The following is a 16,949-nucleotide window of genomic DNA, read 5'->3' on the forward strand; positions in this document are numbered from 1 at the left end:
GCTTAAGCGTAAATTCCTCCGTTAATATTAATCACTTCTCCCGTAATATAAGCCGCCTTTTCAGACGCCAAAAAACTTGCAAGATACGCCACTTCCTCCACTTTTCCAAAGCGGTTTGCCGGAACCATTCGTTTTAATTCATTCATATCCAGGTCACTGGTCATGTCAGACTCAATGAACCCGGGAGCAATGGCATTTACGGTGATATTCCGTTTAGCGATTTCCTGGGAAAGTGCTTTTGTTGCAGCAATCATGCCACCTTTTGCGGCAGAATAATTGGTTTGTCCCGGAACTCCCTTCAACCCGCTCAAAGAAGCGATGTTGATGATGCGTCCGCTGCGTTGTCTCAGCATGCGCTGGATGACTGCCTGCGTGCAATTGTACATTCCTTTTAGCGAAGTGTTCAAAACCGCATCCCAATCTTCTTCTGTTACCCACGGAAACAGGTTGTCTTTTGTAATTCCGGCATTGTTTACCAATACATGAATCACTGCTTCGGGGTTATTGGAATACCAGTTTTCGATCACTTCTTTCACCAAAGCACCGTTTTTTACGTCAAAATGAAGCAGTTCCCCGCTTCCGCCTGCCTGCTGAATCACCTGCAATGTTTCCTCCGCAGCCGCTTTATTGGAAGCGTAGTTGATCAGAATATGAAGGTTCAGATCCTGGGCCAATTGAATCGCGATTGCACGACCAATTCCTCTGGAAGCACCTGTTACGAGAGCACATTTCATAGGTTCAGAGTTGTTTGCTTAAGGGTGTTTGTGATGTTTCGGATATGTTCAAATTGCGGAACGTCCTCGTTGATCGTCGGAGCAATTCCACGAATTTGAGCATAAATTTCTCTTGTTTTCGATGAAAGCTTATTTTTCTTGGTTTCCTCCAGTAAATCGATTGCCTGGCATACAGACATCAGGTGAATTGCCATGACCTGGAATCCGTTTTCGATCACTTTTTTCGTGATCACGGCACTGTTGGTTCCCATGCTCACAATGTCCTGGTTGTCGTTGTTGTTGGAAATGCTGTGCACGTACATGGAATTGGAAAGCATCTGGCTCTCTGCCGTTGTGGAAGTGGCCGTAAACTGCATTCCCTGGATTCCGAAGTTCAGACCCAAAGTCTGCGTATTCAGGAATGGAGGAAATAATCCGTTGATTTTGCTGTTCAGGATGAAATTCAACTGACGTTCTGCCAGCATGGTCAGCTTGGTGATCACGAGTTTGATTTTATCCATTTCCAACGAAACGTAATCTCCGTGGAAGTTTCCGCCGTGGAACACGTTTCCGCGATCCAGGCTCACCACCGGGTTGTCGTTGGTCGAATTGATTTCACTTTCCACAATCGTTCTGGCATAGTCCAGCGTATCTTTTACCGGCCCCAGAATTTGTGGAATACAACGGATGGAGTAGTACTCCTGGATTTTCTTTTTGAATTCGGTTGTCTCCGCTACCTTATCGTCGGTGAACAACTCTTCGCGTTTTTTGATCAGCGTACTGTCCTTCAGGAATTCCCGCATGGACTGAGCAATAGCCTGCTGCCCCGGATGTAGTTTCACTTCGTTGAGTCCCACGGAGAATGAATCGTCATACGCCTCCACGATTTCGTTGATCATCGTGGAAGATGCGATTGCCCAATCGAGCAGTCGGTACGCATAAATCAGGTTCACGGCTCCGATTCCAGACATGCAGGAAGTTCCGTTCATCAAGCCCAATCCGTCGCGCAGTTTCACCTTGAGCGGAGCAATATTTTTTTCAGCGAGTACTTCCGCTGTTTTTCGTCTCTCCCCGTTGATGTATACATATCCTTCGCCGATCAGGTTCAAGGCCAGGTGCGCCAATTGAACGAGGTCTCCGCTCGCACCTACTCCGCCGTGTTCGTAAATCTCCGGAATGATGTCGTGATTCAGGAATTGAACCAGTTTTTCGATCACTCCGTAGCTCACGCCCGAGTTTCCTTGCATGAAATTGGTCAAACGCGATAACACCACCGCTCTTGCCGATTCAGCGTCCAATACATTTCCGGTTCCGGAAGAGTGGCTTCTGATCAGGTTATACTGTAACTGATTGAGTTTGTCTTCGTCAATTTTGAATTGAGCCATCGGCCCGAATCCGGTGTTGATCCCGTAAATGATCTTATCGCTGGAAAAATCCTGCAGAAAGGAAAATGATTTTTCCAGTCCCAGGCGAACATCGTCTGAAATGACATATTCCTTTTTGTCAAGGCTGTAAGCTTCTATTTGTTTTAGATCGAGTTTGTTCATGTACTGATACGGAAGTGGAGAGAATAATTATTTCGGTAATTTAACTTCAAGAATCGTGTGGAAGCGGTCGAGGTGGAGTCTGTGCTCTTCAACCGTTTCAAACCCTGCCTTTTCAATGATGTATTTCATGGCAGAAGAAGAATACATTTTGCTGTTTCCGTTTGCCAAAGCGGTAAAATACAGGGAAGTTGCAATCAAACTGAACTCTGCCGCAGGAAAACGCTGATCGTCGATGAACGTCTCCATGATGAAGATCGTAGCATCCGGCTTCATATTTTTCTTAATCTTCAGCAAAATGGCTTCGATTTCCTGTTCGCTGAAGCAATCCAGGAACTGGCTCATCCAGTACACATCGGCTCCGGCCGGGATTTCCGAATGCGGATCCAGCATATCGCGTTCGTTATAGTCTACGCGGTCTTTGATTTCCGGAATGGCTTCGATATTGGCTTTCGCCACTTTCAACTGCACCGGGAGGTCAAAAATACTTACGCGTACTTCCGGATCGTGCTTCGTACTTGCAACGGCCCATTTACCGGTGTTTCCACCGATGTCGTAAATATGTTTCGGCTGGTTTTTGAAAATGATCTTCAAGGCCTCCCCGAACGAGTTGTCGGAATAATGATGGTCGAAATCGAACCAGGATGTTTTCAATGGTTCAGGCAGAATGGAAAGTCCTTCGTAAATGGTCTTCCACGGCCCCAATTCTTTCAATCCTTCCGGTTTTCCGTTCAGAATGGAATCTTTCAGGTAAAACAAGCCTTTGTAGCAGATGTCCTGGGTAAACATCATGTTGACTCTGGTCATCTCGTCGCGGGTCAGGAAATATCCGATCTTGGACAAGGTGTATTTATCGTCGTTCAGTTCCAGGATATCGGCTGCTTTCGCCATTTCAACCAACACCCGCACACCGTATTCGCTGACGTTTTTTCGCGCTGCAATTTCTTCAATGGTAAGGCCGTTTTTCTCCTCATAAAGTTCGTCCATGATTCCAAGGCTGGACATCGTATACACCGTTTGGAATACAAAAGGGCTGAAGGCGATTTTCTGGGCCTCGTACAATGAATTAATTGCTTTCATATGGTCTATAAATGCGAAGTTTGGGTTTTTAGTTATTTAAAGTTCGATTAAGGTTTTCAAAATGTGGCGTCAAAGTTAGAAAAAAAAATGTTGAATTGTTGGCGCGCGATGTATCGGGATATATGTATTATTCCTACCCGACTCATTTTTGATACAAAGCCAAATGTAATTTCCCGCAAATGCGCAAATGGATAGCTCGGCTACTCCCGAAAGAAATCGGGACAGGCTGCACTCGCTTTTTTTATCGAAATTAGGAGTTTTGCTAGTTTATAAGAAAAAGAGGCGACTGGTAAGCGCCTCCAAAAATTTGTGCATTTGCGGTAAAAAATAAAACAGGGTGCTCATTGTGATTAATTCCCGATACATCGCGTGCCAACAATTTCTCTTTGAAGCACTATTTCATTAATTTTGAATTCGAAATGAGCGAAGAATTTGACGTCACCATCATTGGTTCGGGCGTAAGTGGTTTACTTTCAGCGGCCTTGCTGTCCAGATCGGGTATGAAAGTACTGGTGCTGGAAAAACACTACCTGATCGGTGGATACCTGCAGGGATTTGAGCGCAAGGACTTTATTTTTGATACGGCCATTCACTGGCTGAATCAATACAACGAGGAAGGAACGGTTACGCGCGTTTTTAAAATGCTGGCGGAGGATTTTCCGAAGCCCCAGCCGATGAAACGCATTCAACGTCACATTTCAACCAATCACGATTATTTACTGACGGATAACCCGGATGAACTCAGAGACCAGCTGATTCAGGATTTTCCACATGAAAAAGCTGGAATAGAACGCTTTTTTAACGTCGCAAAGCGCATCGCTAAAGTTTCCCTGAAGTTTCCAGCGTTTTTCCAGTCGGTTGAAACCAAATCTCCCCTCGAAATTCCGTTTTTCCGGATGAAACAGCTGGGGATCATTTACCCGCTGATTCCCTATGCCATGTATGGTGGTAATGAAGGGGTAAAAAAAGGATTGAGCAAATTTTTCAAAGACCCGGAGCTGCAGGAGTTGTTTTGTACGGAAAGAGATTTGCTCTCCTGTATTTTCCCGATTGCCTGGGCATATAATTCCGATTACCAGAACCCGCCGATCGGTGGGAGTCAGGTGATTCCTGCCTGGCTGGAGAAACAAACCGTTGCGGAAAAGTGCGACATCCGTTTAAGTTCGGAAGTGGTGGGTTTTGACATGGACGGAGACCGGATTACCGGGGTGCGTTATAAAAACCGGGGAAAGGAATACCAGGTGAAAACGAAATACGTCATTGCTGCTTGCGATGTGGACATGCTCTACCGGAAATTGGTTCCGGCGGAATTCGTTCCCAAAAAATTCTTCGAAACACTCAACGAATCCGAAATGTACAGTTCTTCTGTCACGATTTCCGTGGCACTCGATTGTCCGGCAGAAGAATTGGGCTTCGGACATGAATTGACTTTGATCTGCGAAGAATCCAGCACCCGCGATGAACACAGCTCGGGAGATCCGCATAAATCCGCTATTTCCGTTTTGGCACCCACGGTGCGTGATCACACGCTGAGCCCGGAAGGTAAAGGAACACTCACGTTGTATGTTCCGGCTTGGATGGATTACATGAATAACTGGCAAACGGAGAAGAACGCCAAAGGTGATTTTGTCCGCACAGAGGCCTATAAAAAGCTCAAAGACGCGTTTGCACAAGTGATCCTGGATCGCGTTTCGGAAAAAATGTGTCCGAACCTGCGGGAACACATCTTGTTTTATGAAGTAGCCACGCCGATAACCTATTACCGTTACACCGGGAATAAAAATGGCACGATGATGGGAACGCGCCCCGGAAAAAAGAACATGCAGAGCAAAATTGCACATTACCGCACACCCATTCAAAATCTGATTATCGGAGGTCAGTGGGCCGAGTTGGGAGGAGGTGTTCCGATTGCGGTAAAAACGGCCTTCAATTCCTCGTTAATTGTCCTCAAAAAATGGGATAAAATGAAGTTTCAAAAGTTGCTCTACGCATACAAAAAAGGGGTGAAACTCAATTCATAAGATATTTTTGTAGCTTTGTCCGTTTTTATGTCTCCTACCTCAAGAAACACACACGAATGATCGGTCAGTTCTGCGCTCGAATGGTTGAATTTTTTCTCCGTAAAAGATTCATATTCTGGAGTGTTTTCCTCTTAGTCGTTGCAACATTGGTTGTTGGCCTTTCCAAGCTGCGGGTCAACCAGGATTTGTATGCGATTTTCCCGCAGGGCAAGGAGTTTAAGAAATTCAACAGCATTGTTCAGAAAAACAAGCTCAACAAGCAGGTGGTGTTTTCCGTTAAAAGCCAGGAAGACGAAATGGAGACGCTGGAAAAGCTGGAAGAATTGCAGGCCGAGCTTCAAAAACGCTTCAAAGGAGAACTAAGTGATCTTGAAATTGTCAAATCCGTGGATGAAGGAGCACTGATTGGTTTCCTGCAGAAAAGCGCCGTTCGAAACCTCACAGAAGCAGATTTCCGGAACATGGATTCCAAACTGGCGCCGGATTCGATTCGAAAAGCGCTGAAACGCACTTCCGGGATGTTGAAAGGCCCGAATGCCTTTTTTGTGAGCCGTTTGGCAGCCAATGATCCGCTGGGATTGTTCTACGGAAACTTAAAAGCATTGAACCCATCGGCGGATTCGGGAAATTATGTCGTGAAAGACGGCGTTGTTTACTCGCGCGACGAGCAATACGCTTTCTTCTTCGGTACGATTGAACTGAACCAGAAAGACACCAAAAAGCTGGAATCATTTGCAAACCGGCTGGAAGACTTCAAACAGGAGAAAGCACAGGAGCAAAAACTCGGATTTGATTATTTCGGAACCTTCCAAGTAGCAGTGGAAAATGCCAAACAAGTCAAGTTTGATGCATTCCTGACATCCATGCTCAGTATTTCGGCTATTTTGTTGCTGTTGATTTTGTATTACCGCAGTGTGCTGGCTCCGCTTTATTTCCTGCTTCCCGGGTTTTTCGGGATTCTGAGCGGTGCGGGATTGGTCGGCTACCTGCATCCGGATATTTCGGCCATTTCATTTGCAACCTCTTCCGTTTTGCTGGGAATCGTGCTCGATTATTCCTTCCATTTCTTTACGCATCTGAAACACGTTGGTAGTGTGGTGAAAACGGTGAAGGACATCAGTTCGCCCATGATGCTGGGAAGTTTTACCACCATTGTGGCTTTGTCGGCGTTGTTGTTTACCAACTCGGTGGTGCTTCAGAATTTCGGATTGATTGCCTTGTGCACGCTTTCCGGATCGGTACTCTTTACCTTACTGTTCCTGCCGGTGATCGTGCAATCGCTTCGCATCAATATCAAAGAAAAAAACACTTATAAATTTAGTTTCAAACTAAGAAAATCGTTTGTTCGGGTCTCCTTTTTGCTCATCGCACTGGTATCGATGGTCTTCCTTTACAAGTCCTCAAATGTGGGCTTTGATTCCGACATGAACAACCTGTCGTTCCATACGGAAGAGCTGAAACGGAAGGAGAAATTCTATACCGGTATCAACCCGAATACGGACAAAAAACTCTTTGTTTTCTCTTCTGCAGGAACAATGGAAAAGGCACGGATTTCCAACGATGCGGTTTACAATACATTTGTTTCCTCCAAAGAATCCTTCGGAATTTCGGAATTTGTATCTCTTTCTCCTTACCTGCCTTCCAATACGACCTTGAAGCAATCGGATGAAAACTGGATTTCCTTCTGGAAGAAACACCCGGGAGTGAAACAGCAGATTATCGATTTCTCGCCGGAATACGGACTAAACGGGGAAGGTTTCAAACCGTTTTTCAGCCTGATGGAAAAACCGGTATTCGACCGCGAAGAAGGTGTGAGCCTGGTGGAACAGATCGGCTTGAACAAATTTGTGTCGGAAGATGCCGGACATTATTCCTATGTGACTTCCATCACCGTGAAGAAAAACAAACAGGAAGCAGTCAAAGAAAAACTGGCGGCGATCGATCATGTGTTTGTGCTTGATATTTCCGAAATGGCCAAATCGATGCTGAGCGTGGTGAAACAGGATTTTGATTACCTGTTCCTGTTCTCGTCGATGCTGGTCTTCTTTTCAATCCTGGTGATTTATGGGCGTATCGAACTGACGTTATTTGCCTTTTTTCCAATGGTTCTGGCCTGGATCTGGATTCTCGGCCTGGCAAGCATTTTCGATATTCCGTTTAACTTTATCAATATCATCGTTGCCACCTTCATTTTCGGGTTGGGCGACGATTACAGTATTTTCACCACCGATGGATTGATCCAGCAGGCGCGAACCGGAGTCAATTCCATTAAATCCACGCAATCCGGGATTGTGCTTTCCGGAATTGCAACGATTATCGGAACCGGAGTACTTATTTTTGCCCGCCATCCGGCCATTCATTCCATTGCCGCAATCAGTGTGATCGGAATCGGGTCGATTATGCTGATCACCTTGTATGTGCAGCCGCGGGTTTACCGTTTCTTTGTCTTTAACCGCACCGAAAAAGGTCTCGGCCCGATTACCTTCTTCTATTTTATTTACAGCTTACTGCTGTTCTTCTATTTCTTCGTCGGAAGTTTGATTGTAAACATCTTCCTGTTGTTCATTTTGATCCCGACCCCGATGAAGCGGATTCACAAACAGCAGGTGTTGAATTACCTGATTTCAAAACTGGCGAAATCGACCTTGTACGCCGGGGTTCATGTGAAGAAGAAAATAGTTGACCGGGAAAAGCTGGATTATAAAAACCCGAGTGTCATCATTGCCAATCATACGTCTTTCCTGGATATTCTCGTCGTGTTGATGCTGCATCCGAAAACGGTGATCATGGTGAAGAAATGGGTATACAATTCCCCGATTTTTGCACCGTTTATTCGTTACGGCGGGTATTTGTTTGCCGAAGAAGGAGCGGAAGGAAACCTGGACGAAATCCGCAAGCGCGTTTCAGAAGGCTATTCACTCGTTATTTTCCCGGAAGGAACCCGGAGCCGCGACGGTGAAATCAAGCGTTTCCACAAAGGAGCGTTTTACATTGCCAAAGAATTGAATTTGCCGGTACAGCCCTTGTTGATTTTGGGGAATCACGAAGTGAACCCGAAGAATGATTTGATCATCAACCAGGGACAAATTCTCGTGAAACCGCTGGATCGCTTGTATGCTTCAGAAGAAGAATCGTATAGTGCGTTTTCCAAAAGAGCCGTCCGGATCATGCGGGAAGAAATGCACGCATTCCGGAAAGAATACGCCGGAACAGCTTTCTACTCGCGCAAAGTGCTGGAGAATTACCTGTTGAAAGGGCCGGTTCTGGAATGGTACGTGCGCGTGAAATGGCGCATGGAACGCAAAAACTTTGATTCCTATAACCACCTGATTGGAGACCGGAAGCGCATCGTGGATGTAGGTTGCGGCTATGGATATTTGTCGGTGTTCCTGCATTATTTCGATTCAACGAGAGAAATAGTTGGAATGGATTACGATGAGGATAAAGTAGCTGTTGGAGCAAACTGCATCCGGAAATCAGATAAGCTCCGTTTTGAGCATGCCGATATCCGTGAATGGGACTTGCCGGAATCCGATGTGTATTTCTTCAATGACGTGATCCACTACCTGCGTCCGGAAGAACAACTCAATTTGCTGCACAGAACCAACGAAAAACTGGGTAAAGACGGAATCATCGTCATCCGCGACGGAATTACCGAATTGCAGGATCGTTTGAAAAATACCAAACTCACGGAGGAACTTTCCACGAAATGGTTTAAATTCAATAAAACAACGAATGATCTGTCGTTCCTGTCTGCAACAGAAATCGAACGTTTTGCACAGGAGCACGGTTTCAACTTTGAGTTGATCGAACATTCGTCCAAAACGTCGAATGTACTGATGATTCTTAAACGGATTTAGAACGTGGAGCAGGGAAAGAACATAGTGGTGATCGGAAGCGGAATCGGCGGACTGGTTTGCGCCTTGGTCCTGGCAAAAAACGGTTACCGCGTTCAGGTCTTGGAGAAAAATCACCAGATCGGTGGTTCCCTGCAGGTTTTCAGCCGTGATAAACAGATTTTTGATACGGGCGTGCATTACGTCGGAGGCTTGGATAAAGGCGAAAACCTCTATCGAATCTTCAAATACCTGGAGATTTTCGACGGCCTGGAAATGAAACGCCTGGATGAAGATGCCTTTGATGTCATTCGACTGGCAAACGGCCTTTCCGTCAATCACGGAATGGGGTATGAGCGCTTCAAAAAGCAGTTGAAGATTAGTTTCCCGGACAATCACGCTGACATTGACACCATTTGTGCGGAGATCCGCGAATTTTGCACCTGTTTCCCCTTGTATAACCTCGAACTGGATTCGGAGAGGAACTACGTCAATCACCCGGAAGTACTCCAGGTGGGAGCCTGGGAGCATTTGGCAACACTGACAAGCAACGAAGATTTGATTAAGGTTATCCTTGGTTCGGGACCTTTGTATGCCGGAATCAAAGGAGTGACGCCTTTTTATGTGGTGGCACTGATTCTCAACAGTTTCATCAAGGGAAGTTACCGTTTTGTAAACGGGGGCTCACAGATTGCCAAGTTGCTGATGAAGCGGATTGCAGAGCACGGGGGAGCAGTTTTGAGGCGGAAAGAAGTGGATGCAGCCGTATACGATGAATCAGGTTCAATCACTGCATTGCATTGTTCCGACGGCTCGGTTTTTCCCTGTGATTACGTGATTTCAAACTTGCATCCCAAAGAAACCATCCGGATATTGGGAAGGGAACATTTTAAAAATGCTTTCGTGAACCGTGTTTCTAACGTTCCGAATACGATCGCATCTTTTATGCTCTACCTTTCCTTTCATGAAAATGCGTTTCCATATTCGAATTCAAACTATTACGACTACTTCACGGATAACATCTGGGACGAAGAATTTCGTTTTTCAAGTGAGTGGCCTCAGATGACTTTCACGTCTGCGCAGGTTTCCAAATACACCGATAAGTTTGCCGATTCGGTTTCGGTGATGTGCTACATGGATTTCAATGAATTCAAACAGTGGGAAGATTCTGTTCGCACCGTTGTGAAAGAAGGAGCGCGGGAGGAAGGGTATGAATCTTTCAAAAAGATCTGTGAAAACCGGGTGATTGACCGTTTGGAAGAACGTTTCCCCGGAATCCGGTCGAAAATTAAACATGTATACGCTTCCACCCCCATTACTTACCGCGATTACATTTCTACTCCGGACGGCTCGATGTATGGAATTCAGAAGGATTTCAACCACATTCACCGGACGCAGATCAACACCAAAACCCATGTTCCGAACCTGTTTCTGACGGGGCAAAATATCATTTTTCATGGAATTTTAGGTGCGACTATTGGTGCTCTTGTAACATCTTTTAATTTTGTAGATAATAAGCGAATCGTAGAAAAAATCAAAATGTATGACTAAAGAAGTTGATGTAGTAGTAATTGGTGCAGGACCAGCGGGTTCCGTGGCTTCATCTAAACTGATAAAAGAAGGCTTAACAGTTTTGGTTTTGGAGAAAATGCAGTTCCCGAGATTCGTAATCGGGGAGAGTTTATTACCTCACAGCATGGACTACATGGATGAGTTGGGGCTGCTTCCTGCGATTGAGGCTTTGAAGTTCCAGGTGAAAACCGGAGCTTGCTTTTATCATGACGGAGAACGCTGTGATTTCTTGTTTGAAAACCAGTTTTCCGAAGGATGGTCTTATACTTTCCAGGTAAAACGGGCAGATTTTGACCACGCTTTGATCAAAGAAGCGGAGAAACAAGGTGCTGAAGTGGTTTTCCAGGCTGAAGTAACGGATGTGCAGACTTCCCCGGATAAACAAGTGGTGACTTACCGCGATCAGAACGGAGATACACACGTGGTTCAATGTCGTTTTGTGATGGATGCAAGCGGTTACGGACGTGTACTTCCACAAATGTTCGACCTGGAAGTGCCGGTTTCTACACCACCGCGCGGAGCTGTTTTCGCACACATCGATGACCGAAAAAGAACACCGGAAGCCGGACGAAACATCTTCGTTCACGCTTTCAATGATAATACTGCCTGGATTTGGTCCATTCCGTTCTCAGACGGAACCGCTTCCGTTGGAATTGTTGGAAACAAGGATTTCATCGAAGAATGCTATGCCGACGGAGGAAAACTCTATAAACAGCGCGTGGCAGAGTTTCCGGGTCTGGAAGGACGCTACGACGGCGTAGAATACATGTTCGAACCGCGTTTGATTGTCAATTATGCCGTTTCTGTGAAACAAGTTTACGGAGAAGGCTATGTGCTTTGTGGAAACAGCACCGAATTCCTCGATCCGATCTTCAGTTCAGGAGTAACCCTGGCGATTTCTTCCGGCTACAAGGCGGCGGCGTTGGTTGCCAAACAATTGAACGGGGAATCCGTTGACTGGGAAAAGGATTACAGTGTGGTTCTGAAAAAAGGAATCGATGTGTTCCGAACCTATGTATTGGCGTGGTACGAAGGGACTTTGGGAGATATTTTCTTCAGCGAGAAGGTCGACGATCAGATCCGCCAGCAGATTTGTTCCGTTTTGGCAGGATATGTTTGGGATGAAACCAATCCATTCGTGAAGAAACACAGCACGTTAGTGAATGCCGTTGCGCATATCGTGAAGATGTAATTGATATGAAAGGAAAATAAAGAATGGACGCGATGCATCGGGAATTAATCACAATTGACACCCAAATATAATTATTCCCACAAATGCGCAAATTTTCAGCTCGGCTACTCCCGAAAGAAATCGGGACAGGCTGCACTCGCTTTTGAACCAGATAAACACAGATTTTTCAGTGTTTACAAAGTAAAGAGGCGACTGGTAAGCGCCTCCAATATTTGTGCATTTGCGGTAAAATATATTACTATAGCATTCTAGAAAGGGTTTGGGTGTGAATAGTACATATACCTCGATACTTCTGCGGGAAATAAATAGTGTGTTGTAATTTGTGTAATGTTCTCTGCGGGAAGAATAAGGTCCCTGTAATAATCCTAATCTGCGCTATCTGCGAGATTCGCGGGAGTTCTATTTAAACACAATTTTCTCCGGTTTGCGCATGTGGTTTTTGAACACCTGGCTGCGCAGGTAATCTGTTTCAAGGAAAACGAAATGTGGAACCACCCGCAGTTTTGCCTTGCATTCCTCAATGATATCATGCATCACCGGCGCATGTTCAATCTTGTTTTCCAACAGAATAGTAATGGTGTCGTGACCCAGGTAATCCTTTGATACTTCAATCTTGTAGCAGCTCACTTCCGAGTGGCTGTCGAAGATTTCATAGATGGAAGGTGGGAAAATAGTTGTTCCCTTGAATTTGATCATTTGGTTTTTGCGTCCCAGGATCGGGCCGAGGCGAACGGAACTTCTTCCGCAACTGCACGCTTCCCTGTAAACGCGGGCCACGTCTCCGGTTTTGTAGCGGATGAGTGGAGTTCCTTCCGTTCCGATAGTGCTGATCACAATTTCCCCTTTTTCGCCGTGCGGTACTTCGTTTCCGTCTTCATCCAGCACTTCGAGGTAAATCAATTCCTCGTTTAAATGCCCGCCCTGATGTGCTTTACATTCCGTGAAGGCAGCCCCCATTTCGGTAGAAGCATAGGTGGAGAACAATTCCAGGTTCCAATCGTTGTGGATGCGGCGCGCCAGTATATTTTCCGATAAATCATCTTCGCGGATCGGTTCGCCGATGCAGATCACCGAACGAACAGACGTTTGGTTCATATCAATGCCATTTTGCTTCGCATAGTCGATCAGGTTGATCAGGAAACTCGGAACAGCAATCAGGATCGTCGGTTTGTTTTCCAGGATTGAATTCCATTGCAATGCCGGTACTCCCGGGCCAATGCGGATCATCCCCGCGTTGAGCTCCTGCACACCCAGATAATACGCCAACCCTGCCATGAACTGCTTGTCGATCGTGGTCATAAGCTGGAACAGATCGTCCGATTTTGCACCGGTTAGTTCAAACGATTCCTTTTCGTTCTTGGCGAGTCGAAGCAAATCATTTTTAGTGAGGTAAATCGTCACCGGTTTTCCTGATGTTCCGGAAGTCGTCACATATTCTGCAATCTGATGCTGCGGCACGCACAAAAAATCGCGGTTATTGAGCGAAAGATCTTCTTTTCCGGTAAAAGGAAGTTTGCGGAACGCTTCAGGCGTCATGTTTTCCGGGATCACTCCTGAAAAATGCTTTTGATAGAACGGAGAACGATTCAAAGCATATTCCAGTGTTTGGAGAACCTGTTGAAATCCGATCGTGTTTTCGATTACTTCTGACATGCTTTGATTAAATTTTTGAGTTCCTGTTCTACCTGTGGCGCAGCAACGCGTTTTGTCAATGCTGTTTGAAAATACAAAACAGCCCTTTTTTTGTTGCCTTTTTTCTGGAAATACTTCCCTAATTGCTCGTAGGTGATGTATAATTCCGAATTGTTAGCTATGAAAGCAGCAATTTGCGGTTCGCTCAAATCAAGATTTTTATCAAACATCAGATAGGCGGTAATTTCCTGCTTCACCCGTTTGTAATCCTTGAATTTTTGATAGGAAACCGAGTTCACAAACGGATCATGCGGAATGGAATCAACCAACTGGATGTGCTTGGTTTGAAAGGTCTTTTTCAGGTCGTACCCGAGGTAAGTTCCCAACTGGAAATCAGAACTTGAAATGAAATACAAACGGCTTTCCGGCTGCATGACCACGCTGTGGTGAGCCAATAACTGGTTCAATGCGCGCGGATTTCCCATTCCAAGAGTATCGTTGCTCCAGCCGTTCTGATTCCGCAGAATAGATGCTGCAACAGCTGGATTCAATGCCGGTGATTTTTCCAGGAGTTGGTTCATCCGGTCAAAACGGTATTTCGAATCGCTTTCCGCGATGTTTTTCATGTTTTCCGGGTCTTTTTTAAACGTTTCGGACTGGTAATGGTTGGCACAAACCAATACATCTGTTTTGCTTTCGTAAACGCCCAGTTTTCCCGGCGACTTCTCGATCAGAACCGCTTTTCCGTCTACTGCGGAAGAAATCATCAGCGTTTCGGAAACGAACGTGTGTCGTTTTTTGGCGATGGCAATGGCTTCGTCACTATTTTTGGCGTATTGCAGAATCTCGCGTGCGAGCAATGAGATCGGCATTTTAGAACTCGTCGGCAGATCGGATTTTGAGGCATTGATGGTCACCGTGAGCCCTTTTTCATTCATCCCGGAAGCCACGCCTGTAAAACCTGCCCAGGAATACGACGTAAATTTGTAGCCTTTACTCGGATTGACAAAAATGACCAGTTTGTTTTTCGCAAAATCATCGCCTACGTAGAAATCGAAGTTTCTTCCCACCAGCAATTGTTGGTTTTCGCTTTTGGAACCTTTGACTACAAACGAAGTACAGCCAACCATGCTGTAATCGTTCAGTGCGTGACCGATGTCATGAGCGGCGTGATAATTCAGAATGCGGGTGTATTTCGATGCGATGTAATTGTAATCATCCGAAAACGACTGGGAAATACCGTAAATCTCCTGCTGGTTTTCCAACGGAATGTTTTCCGGGAGATCGCTGTTGAAAAACCCGACCATCAGTTTGATGACGTGTCTCCACAACCTGTTCGGAAGAAATTTGTTGATTTCGCCTACAAAAATGTCTTCCTGTCCCTGGATCAGTTCTTTGGCCAGTTTTCCGTAGATCACCCCTCTTTCATACGGTTCGCCTTCGAGGTACATTTCCCAGACGCCGAATTCGTTTTTCTTCAGGTAAGAATTCCCGAGCACGTAATGATCTTTCCCGACCTGTTTGCGTTCACCCACTTCAATAGATGGCACATCCGGTGTGTCGATCTGGGCGTTGAACAGAACGATCGTAAACAGAACGAAGACAAAGGCGAAAACCAATTCCGTAGGAATCCAGATCAGACGGAAAAGGTACTTGAATAAGGTTCTTAACACGTTTTCAAATAAATTGACTACAAATATACGCTATTTTTGAGCTGAATCTGAGTAAATTCAAGTCCGTGCAGGCAATGATTAGCATTATTAACAATCCCGGCTCCACGGTGGCGTATTTCCGTCAGGAGAACTATGAGGCGCTGCTGAAAAGCGGCTCTGATAAACGTGAATTGGAGCGGGAAGGAGTCAAGCGATTGCTGGATGAACTGGGGTATGCCGGCTTGTCGGTCGGTTATAAAACTTCGGGGCAGCCCTATCTTCAGGAGAGCCCGGAACTGTATTTATCCGTTTCCCATTCAAAAGGGTGGTTTGCAGTAATGGTCGGAACGGTTCCGGTTGGTGTGGATATCCAGATCTATTCGGAAAGGCTGCAGGCTGGACAGGATTATTTCCGGAATGACCGGGAAATTGCTTTTGAAAACGATGAACAAGCCCTGCACCTGATCTGGTGTGCCAAAGAAGCATTTTATAAATGGAAAGAAGGTGAAATAGCTGATTTGAAGGAAGACTTTTCGGTGATTGAAATCAATGAAGATACAGTGCTTGCAGATTATGCTGAAAACCGGTATTCTTTGAATTACAGGTCTTTTGAAAAGGCGTTTTTGGTGTTTATTTCCGGGTGATTTTAAAACTAAACAATAAGTTGTTTTTACTTAAATATGTGATTTAATTAAGTGCTCGTAATGATTTAATACAGATGAGATTGTGAGTCAAATAAATCAATTCCAAGAATTTTATCGGCCAACACGTAACTAAGTTTGTAGTAGCTTTCATGTGTCCAACCACCGATATGCGGAGTGAGCAAAATTTTATCGGAATGGAGCAGGAATTTCAAGGCTTCGTTCTGCTCACTTTCAAAGAAATTTTCAAACGATTTTTTCTCAAACTCATTCACGTCCAAACCAGCTGCAATGGTTGTTCCCTTTTGAATGGAATCAATTAATGATTTAGTTTCAACTATTTTTCCTCTCGATAAGTTGAGCAGGTAGATTGGTTTTCCGAGCGCATCGAAAAATTCCTGGTCTGCAAAGTAAATGGTTTCGTCGTTTTGCGGAATGTGAAAAGAAATCACATCCGATTTGCGGAGCACAGCTTCCAGTGTTGCCTCAATGACGAATTCGTCTCCGAAACCGGTTTTATACTTGTCGTAAGCCAGCAGGGTGACATCGAACCCGCGCAATTTTTGCGCAAAAGCTTTTCCGTTGTTCCCATAACCGATGATTCCAACCGTTTTTCCATCCAGTTCCACGCCGCGGTTTCCTTCCCGTTCCCAGATTCCGTTTTTAACGTCTCTGTTTGAAGTGTGAATCTTGTTCATCATGGAAAGGAGCATGCCCAAAGCATGTTCGCCAACTGCATTCCGGTTCCCTTCGGGTGCATTATACAAGGTAATTCCCCGCTGTGTGCAGTATGCCTCGTCGATGTTTTCCATACCGGCTCCGGAACGCGCAATAAATTCCAGGTTCGGTGCGAATTGCAGGAACGATTCATCCATGGTAAAGCGGGAGCGGATTACAATTCCATGTACGTCGCCTAAGCGTTCCTCACATACTTCGCGTGTCCATTCATGGGCTTCGATGCATTCGTATTCTCCGCTTTGAGTCAGGCGCTCCGCCAAAACAGGGTGCACCGTATCTAAAAAGACGACTTTCTTCATGGGGTCATTTTAATACTCCGAAGTTACTT

11 protein-coding genes are annotated in these 16,949 nt (G+C 45.4%); 5 read left to right on the top strand and 6 right to left on the bottom strand.

Annotated elements, in window-relative coordinates; genetic code table 11:
• Positions 1-2 precede the first annotated feature (2 nt).
• Genes fabG through ABDV94_RS18770 form a run of 3 tightly spaced genes read right to left on the bottom strand, consistent with a single transcriptional unit; the run spans position 3 to position 3,337 of the window.
• Positions 3-734 carry a 3-oxoacyl-ACP reductase FabG gene (gene fabG, locus ABDV94_RS18760; RefSeq protein ID WP_343748758.1) on the bottom strand — a complete coding sequence of 244 codons (732 nt, stop codon included), beginning with the start codon at positions 732-734 and terminating at the stop codon, positions 3-5.
• Complete coding sequence (locus tag ABDV94_RS18765) at positions 731-2,260, bottom strand: aromatic amino acid ammonia-lyase (RefSeq protein WP_343748759.1); 1,530 nt, start codon at positions 2,258-2,260, stop codon at positions 731-733. Before ABDV94_RS18765 ends, fabG begins: the two co-directional genes overlap by 4 nt.
• A gap of 27 nt (positions 2,261-2,287) precedes the next feature.
• Entirely contained in the window at positions 2,288-3,337 is a 1,050-nt protein-coding gene (locus ABDV94_RS18770; RefSeq protein WP_343748760.1) for a methyltransferase, read from the bottom strand.
• Positions 3,338-3,756: 419 nt separating this feature from the next.
• Here ABDV94_RS18770 and ABDV94_RS18775 point away from each other — a divergent pair, with 419 nt between their 5' ends.
• The 4 genes from ABDV94_RS18775 to ABDV94_RS18790 all read left to right on the top strand — a co-directional run bounded on the left by ABDV94_RS18775 (position 3,757) and on the right by ABDV94_RS18790 (position 11,958).
• On the top strand, positions 3,757-5,358 hold the full coding sequence (locus ABDV94_RS18775; protein ID WP_343748761.1) for an NAD(P)/FAD-dependent oxidoreductase: 1,602 nt from the start codon (positions 3,757-3,759) through the stop codon (positions 5,356-5,358).
• 80 nt (positions 5,359-5,438) lie between these two features.
• Positions 5,439-9,218 carry a 1-acyl-sn-glycerol-3-phosphate acyltransferase gene (locus ABDV94_RS18780; RefSeq protein ID WP_343748762.1) on the top strand — a complete coding sequence of 1,260 codons (3,780 nt, stop codon included), beginning with the start codon at positions 5,439-5,441 and terminating at the stop codon, positions 9,216-9,218.
• A 3-nt stretch (positions 9,219-9,221) separates the two neighbouring features.
• On the top strand, positions 9,222-10,745 hold the full coding sequence (locus tag ABDV94_RS18785) for an NAD(P)/FAD-dependent oxidoreductase (RefSeq protein ID WP_343748763.1): 1,524 nt from the start codon (positions 9,222-9,224) through the stop codon (positions 10,743-10,745).
• Positions 10,738-11,958, top strand: coding sequence for an NAD(P)/FAD-dependent oxidoreductase (locus ABDV94_RS18790; RefSeq protein WP_343748764.1), 1,221 nt, complete (start codon positions 10,738-10,740; stop codon positions 11,956-11,958). The genes ABDV94_RS18785 and ABDV94_RS18790 overlap by 8 nt, the downstream gene beginning before the upstream one ends.
• Before the next feature lie 399 nt (positions 11,959-12,357).
• Here the strand turns inward: ABDV94_RS18790 and ABDV94_RS18795 are convergent, their stop codons facing one another.
• Positions 12,358-13,611: an AMP-binding protein gene (locus ABDV94_RS18795; protein ID WP_343748765.1), complete on the bottom strand. Its 1,254-nt coding sequence runs from the start codon at positions 13,609-13,611 to the stop codon at positions 12,358-12,360.
• Positions 13,599-15,263 (bottom strand): C45 family peptidase, encoded by a 1,665-nt coding sequence (locus ABDV94_RS18800; protein ID WP_343748766.1) that lies wholly within the window; start codon positions 15,261-15,263, stop codon positions 13,599-13,601. The genes ABDV94_RS18795 and ABDV94_RS18800 overlap by 13 nt, the downstream gene beginning before the upstream one ends.
• Positions 15,264-15,337: 74 nt before the next feature.
• Between ABDV94_RS18800 and ABDV94_RS18805 the strand changes: the two genes are divergently transcribed.
• Entirely contained in the window at positions 15,338-15,886 is a 549-nt protein-coding gene (locus tag ABDV94_RS18805; RefSeq protein ID WP_343748767.1) for a 4'-phosphopantetheinyl transferase superfamily protein, read from the top strand.
• Positions 15,887-15,951: 65 nt separating this feature from the next.
• Here ABDV94_RS18805 and ABDV94_RS18810 read toward each other — a convergent pair whose 3' ends face one another.
• Positions 15,952-16,920 (bottom strand): NAD(P)-dependent oxidoreductase, encoded by a 969-nt coding sequence (locus ABDV94_RS18810; RefSeq protein WP_343748768.1) that lies wholly within the window; start codon positions 16,918-16,920, stop codon positions 15,952-15,954.
• Positions 16,921-16,949: the final 29 nt, after the last annotated feature.

The organism is Fluviicola sp., assembly GCF_039596355.1.
GTDB lineage: Bacteria > Bacteroidota > Bacteroidia > Flavobacteriales_D > Crocinitomicaceae > Fluviicola.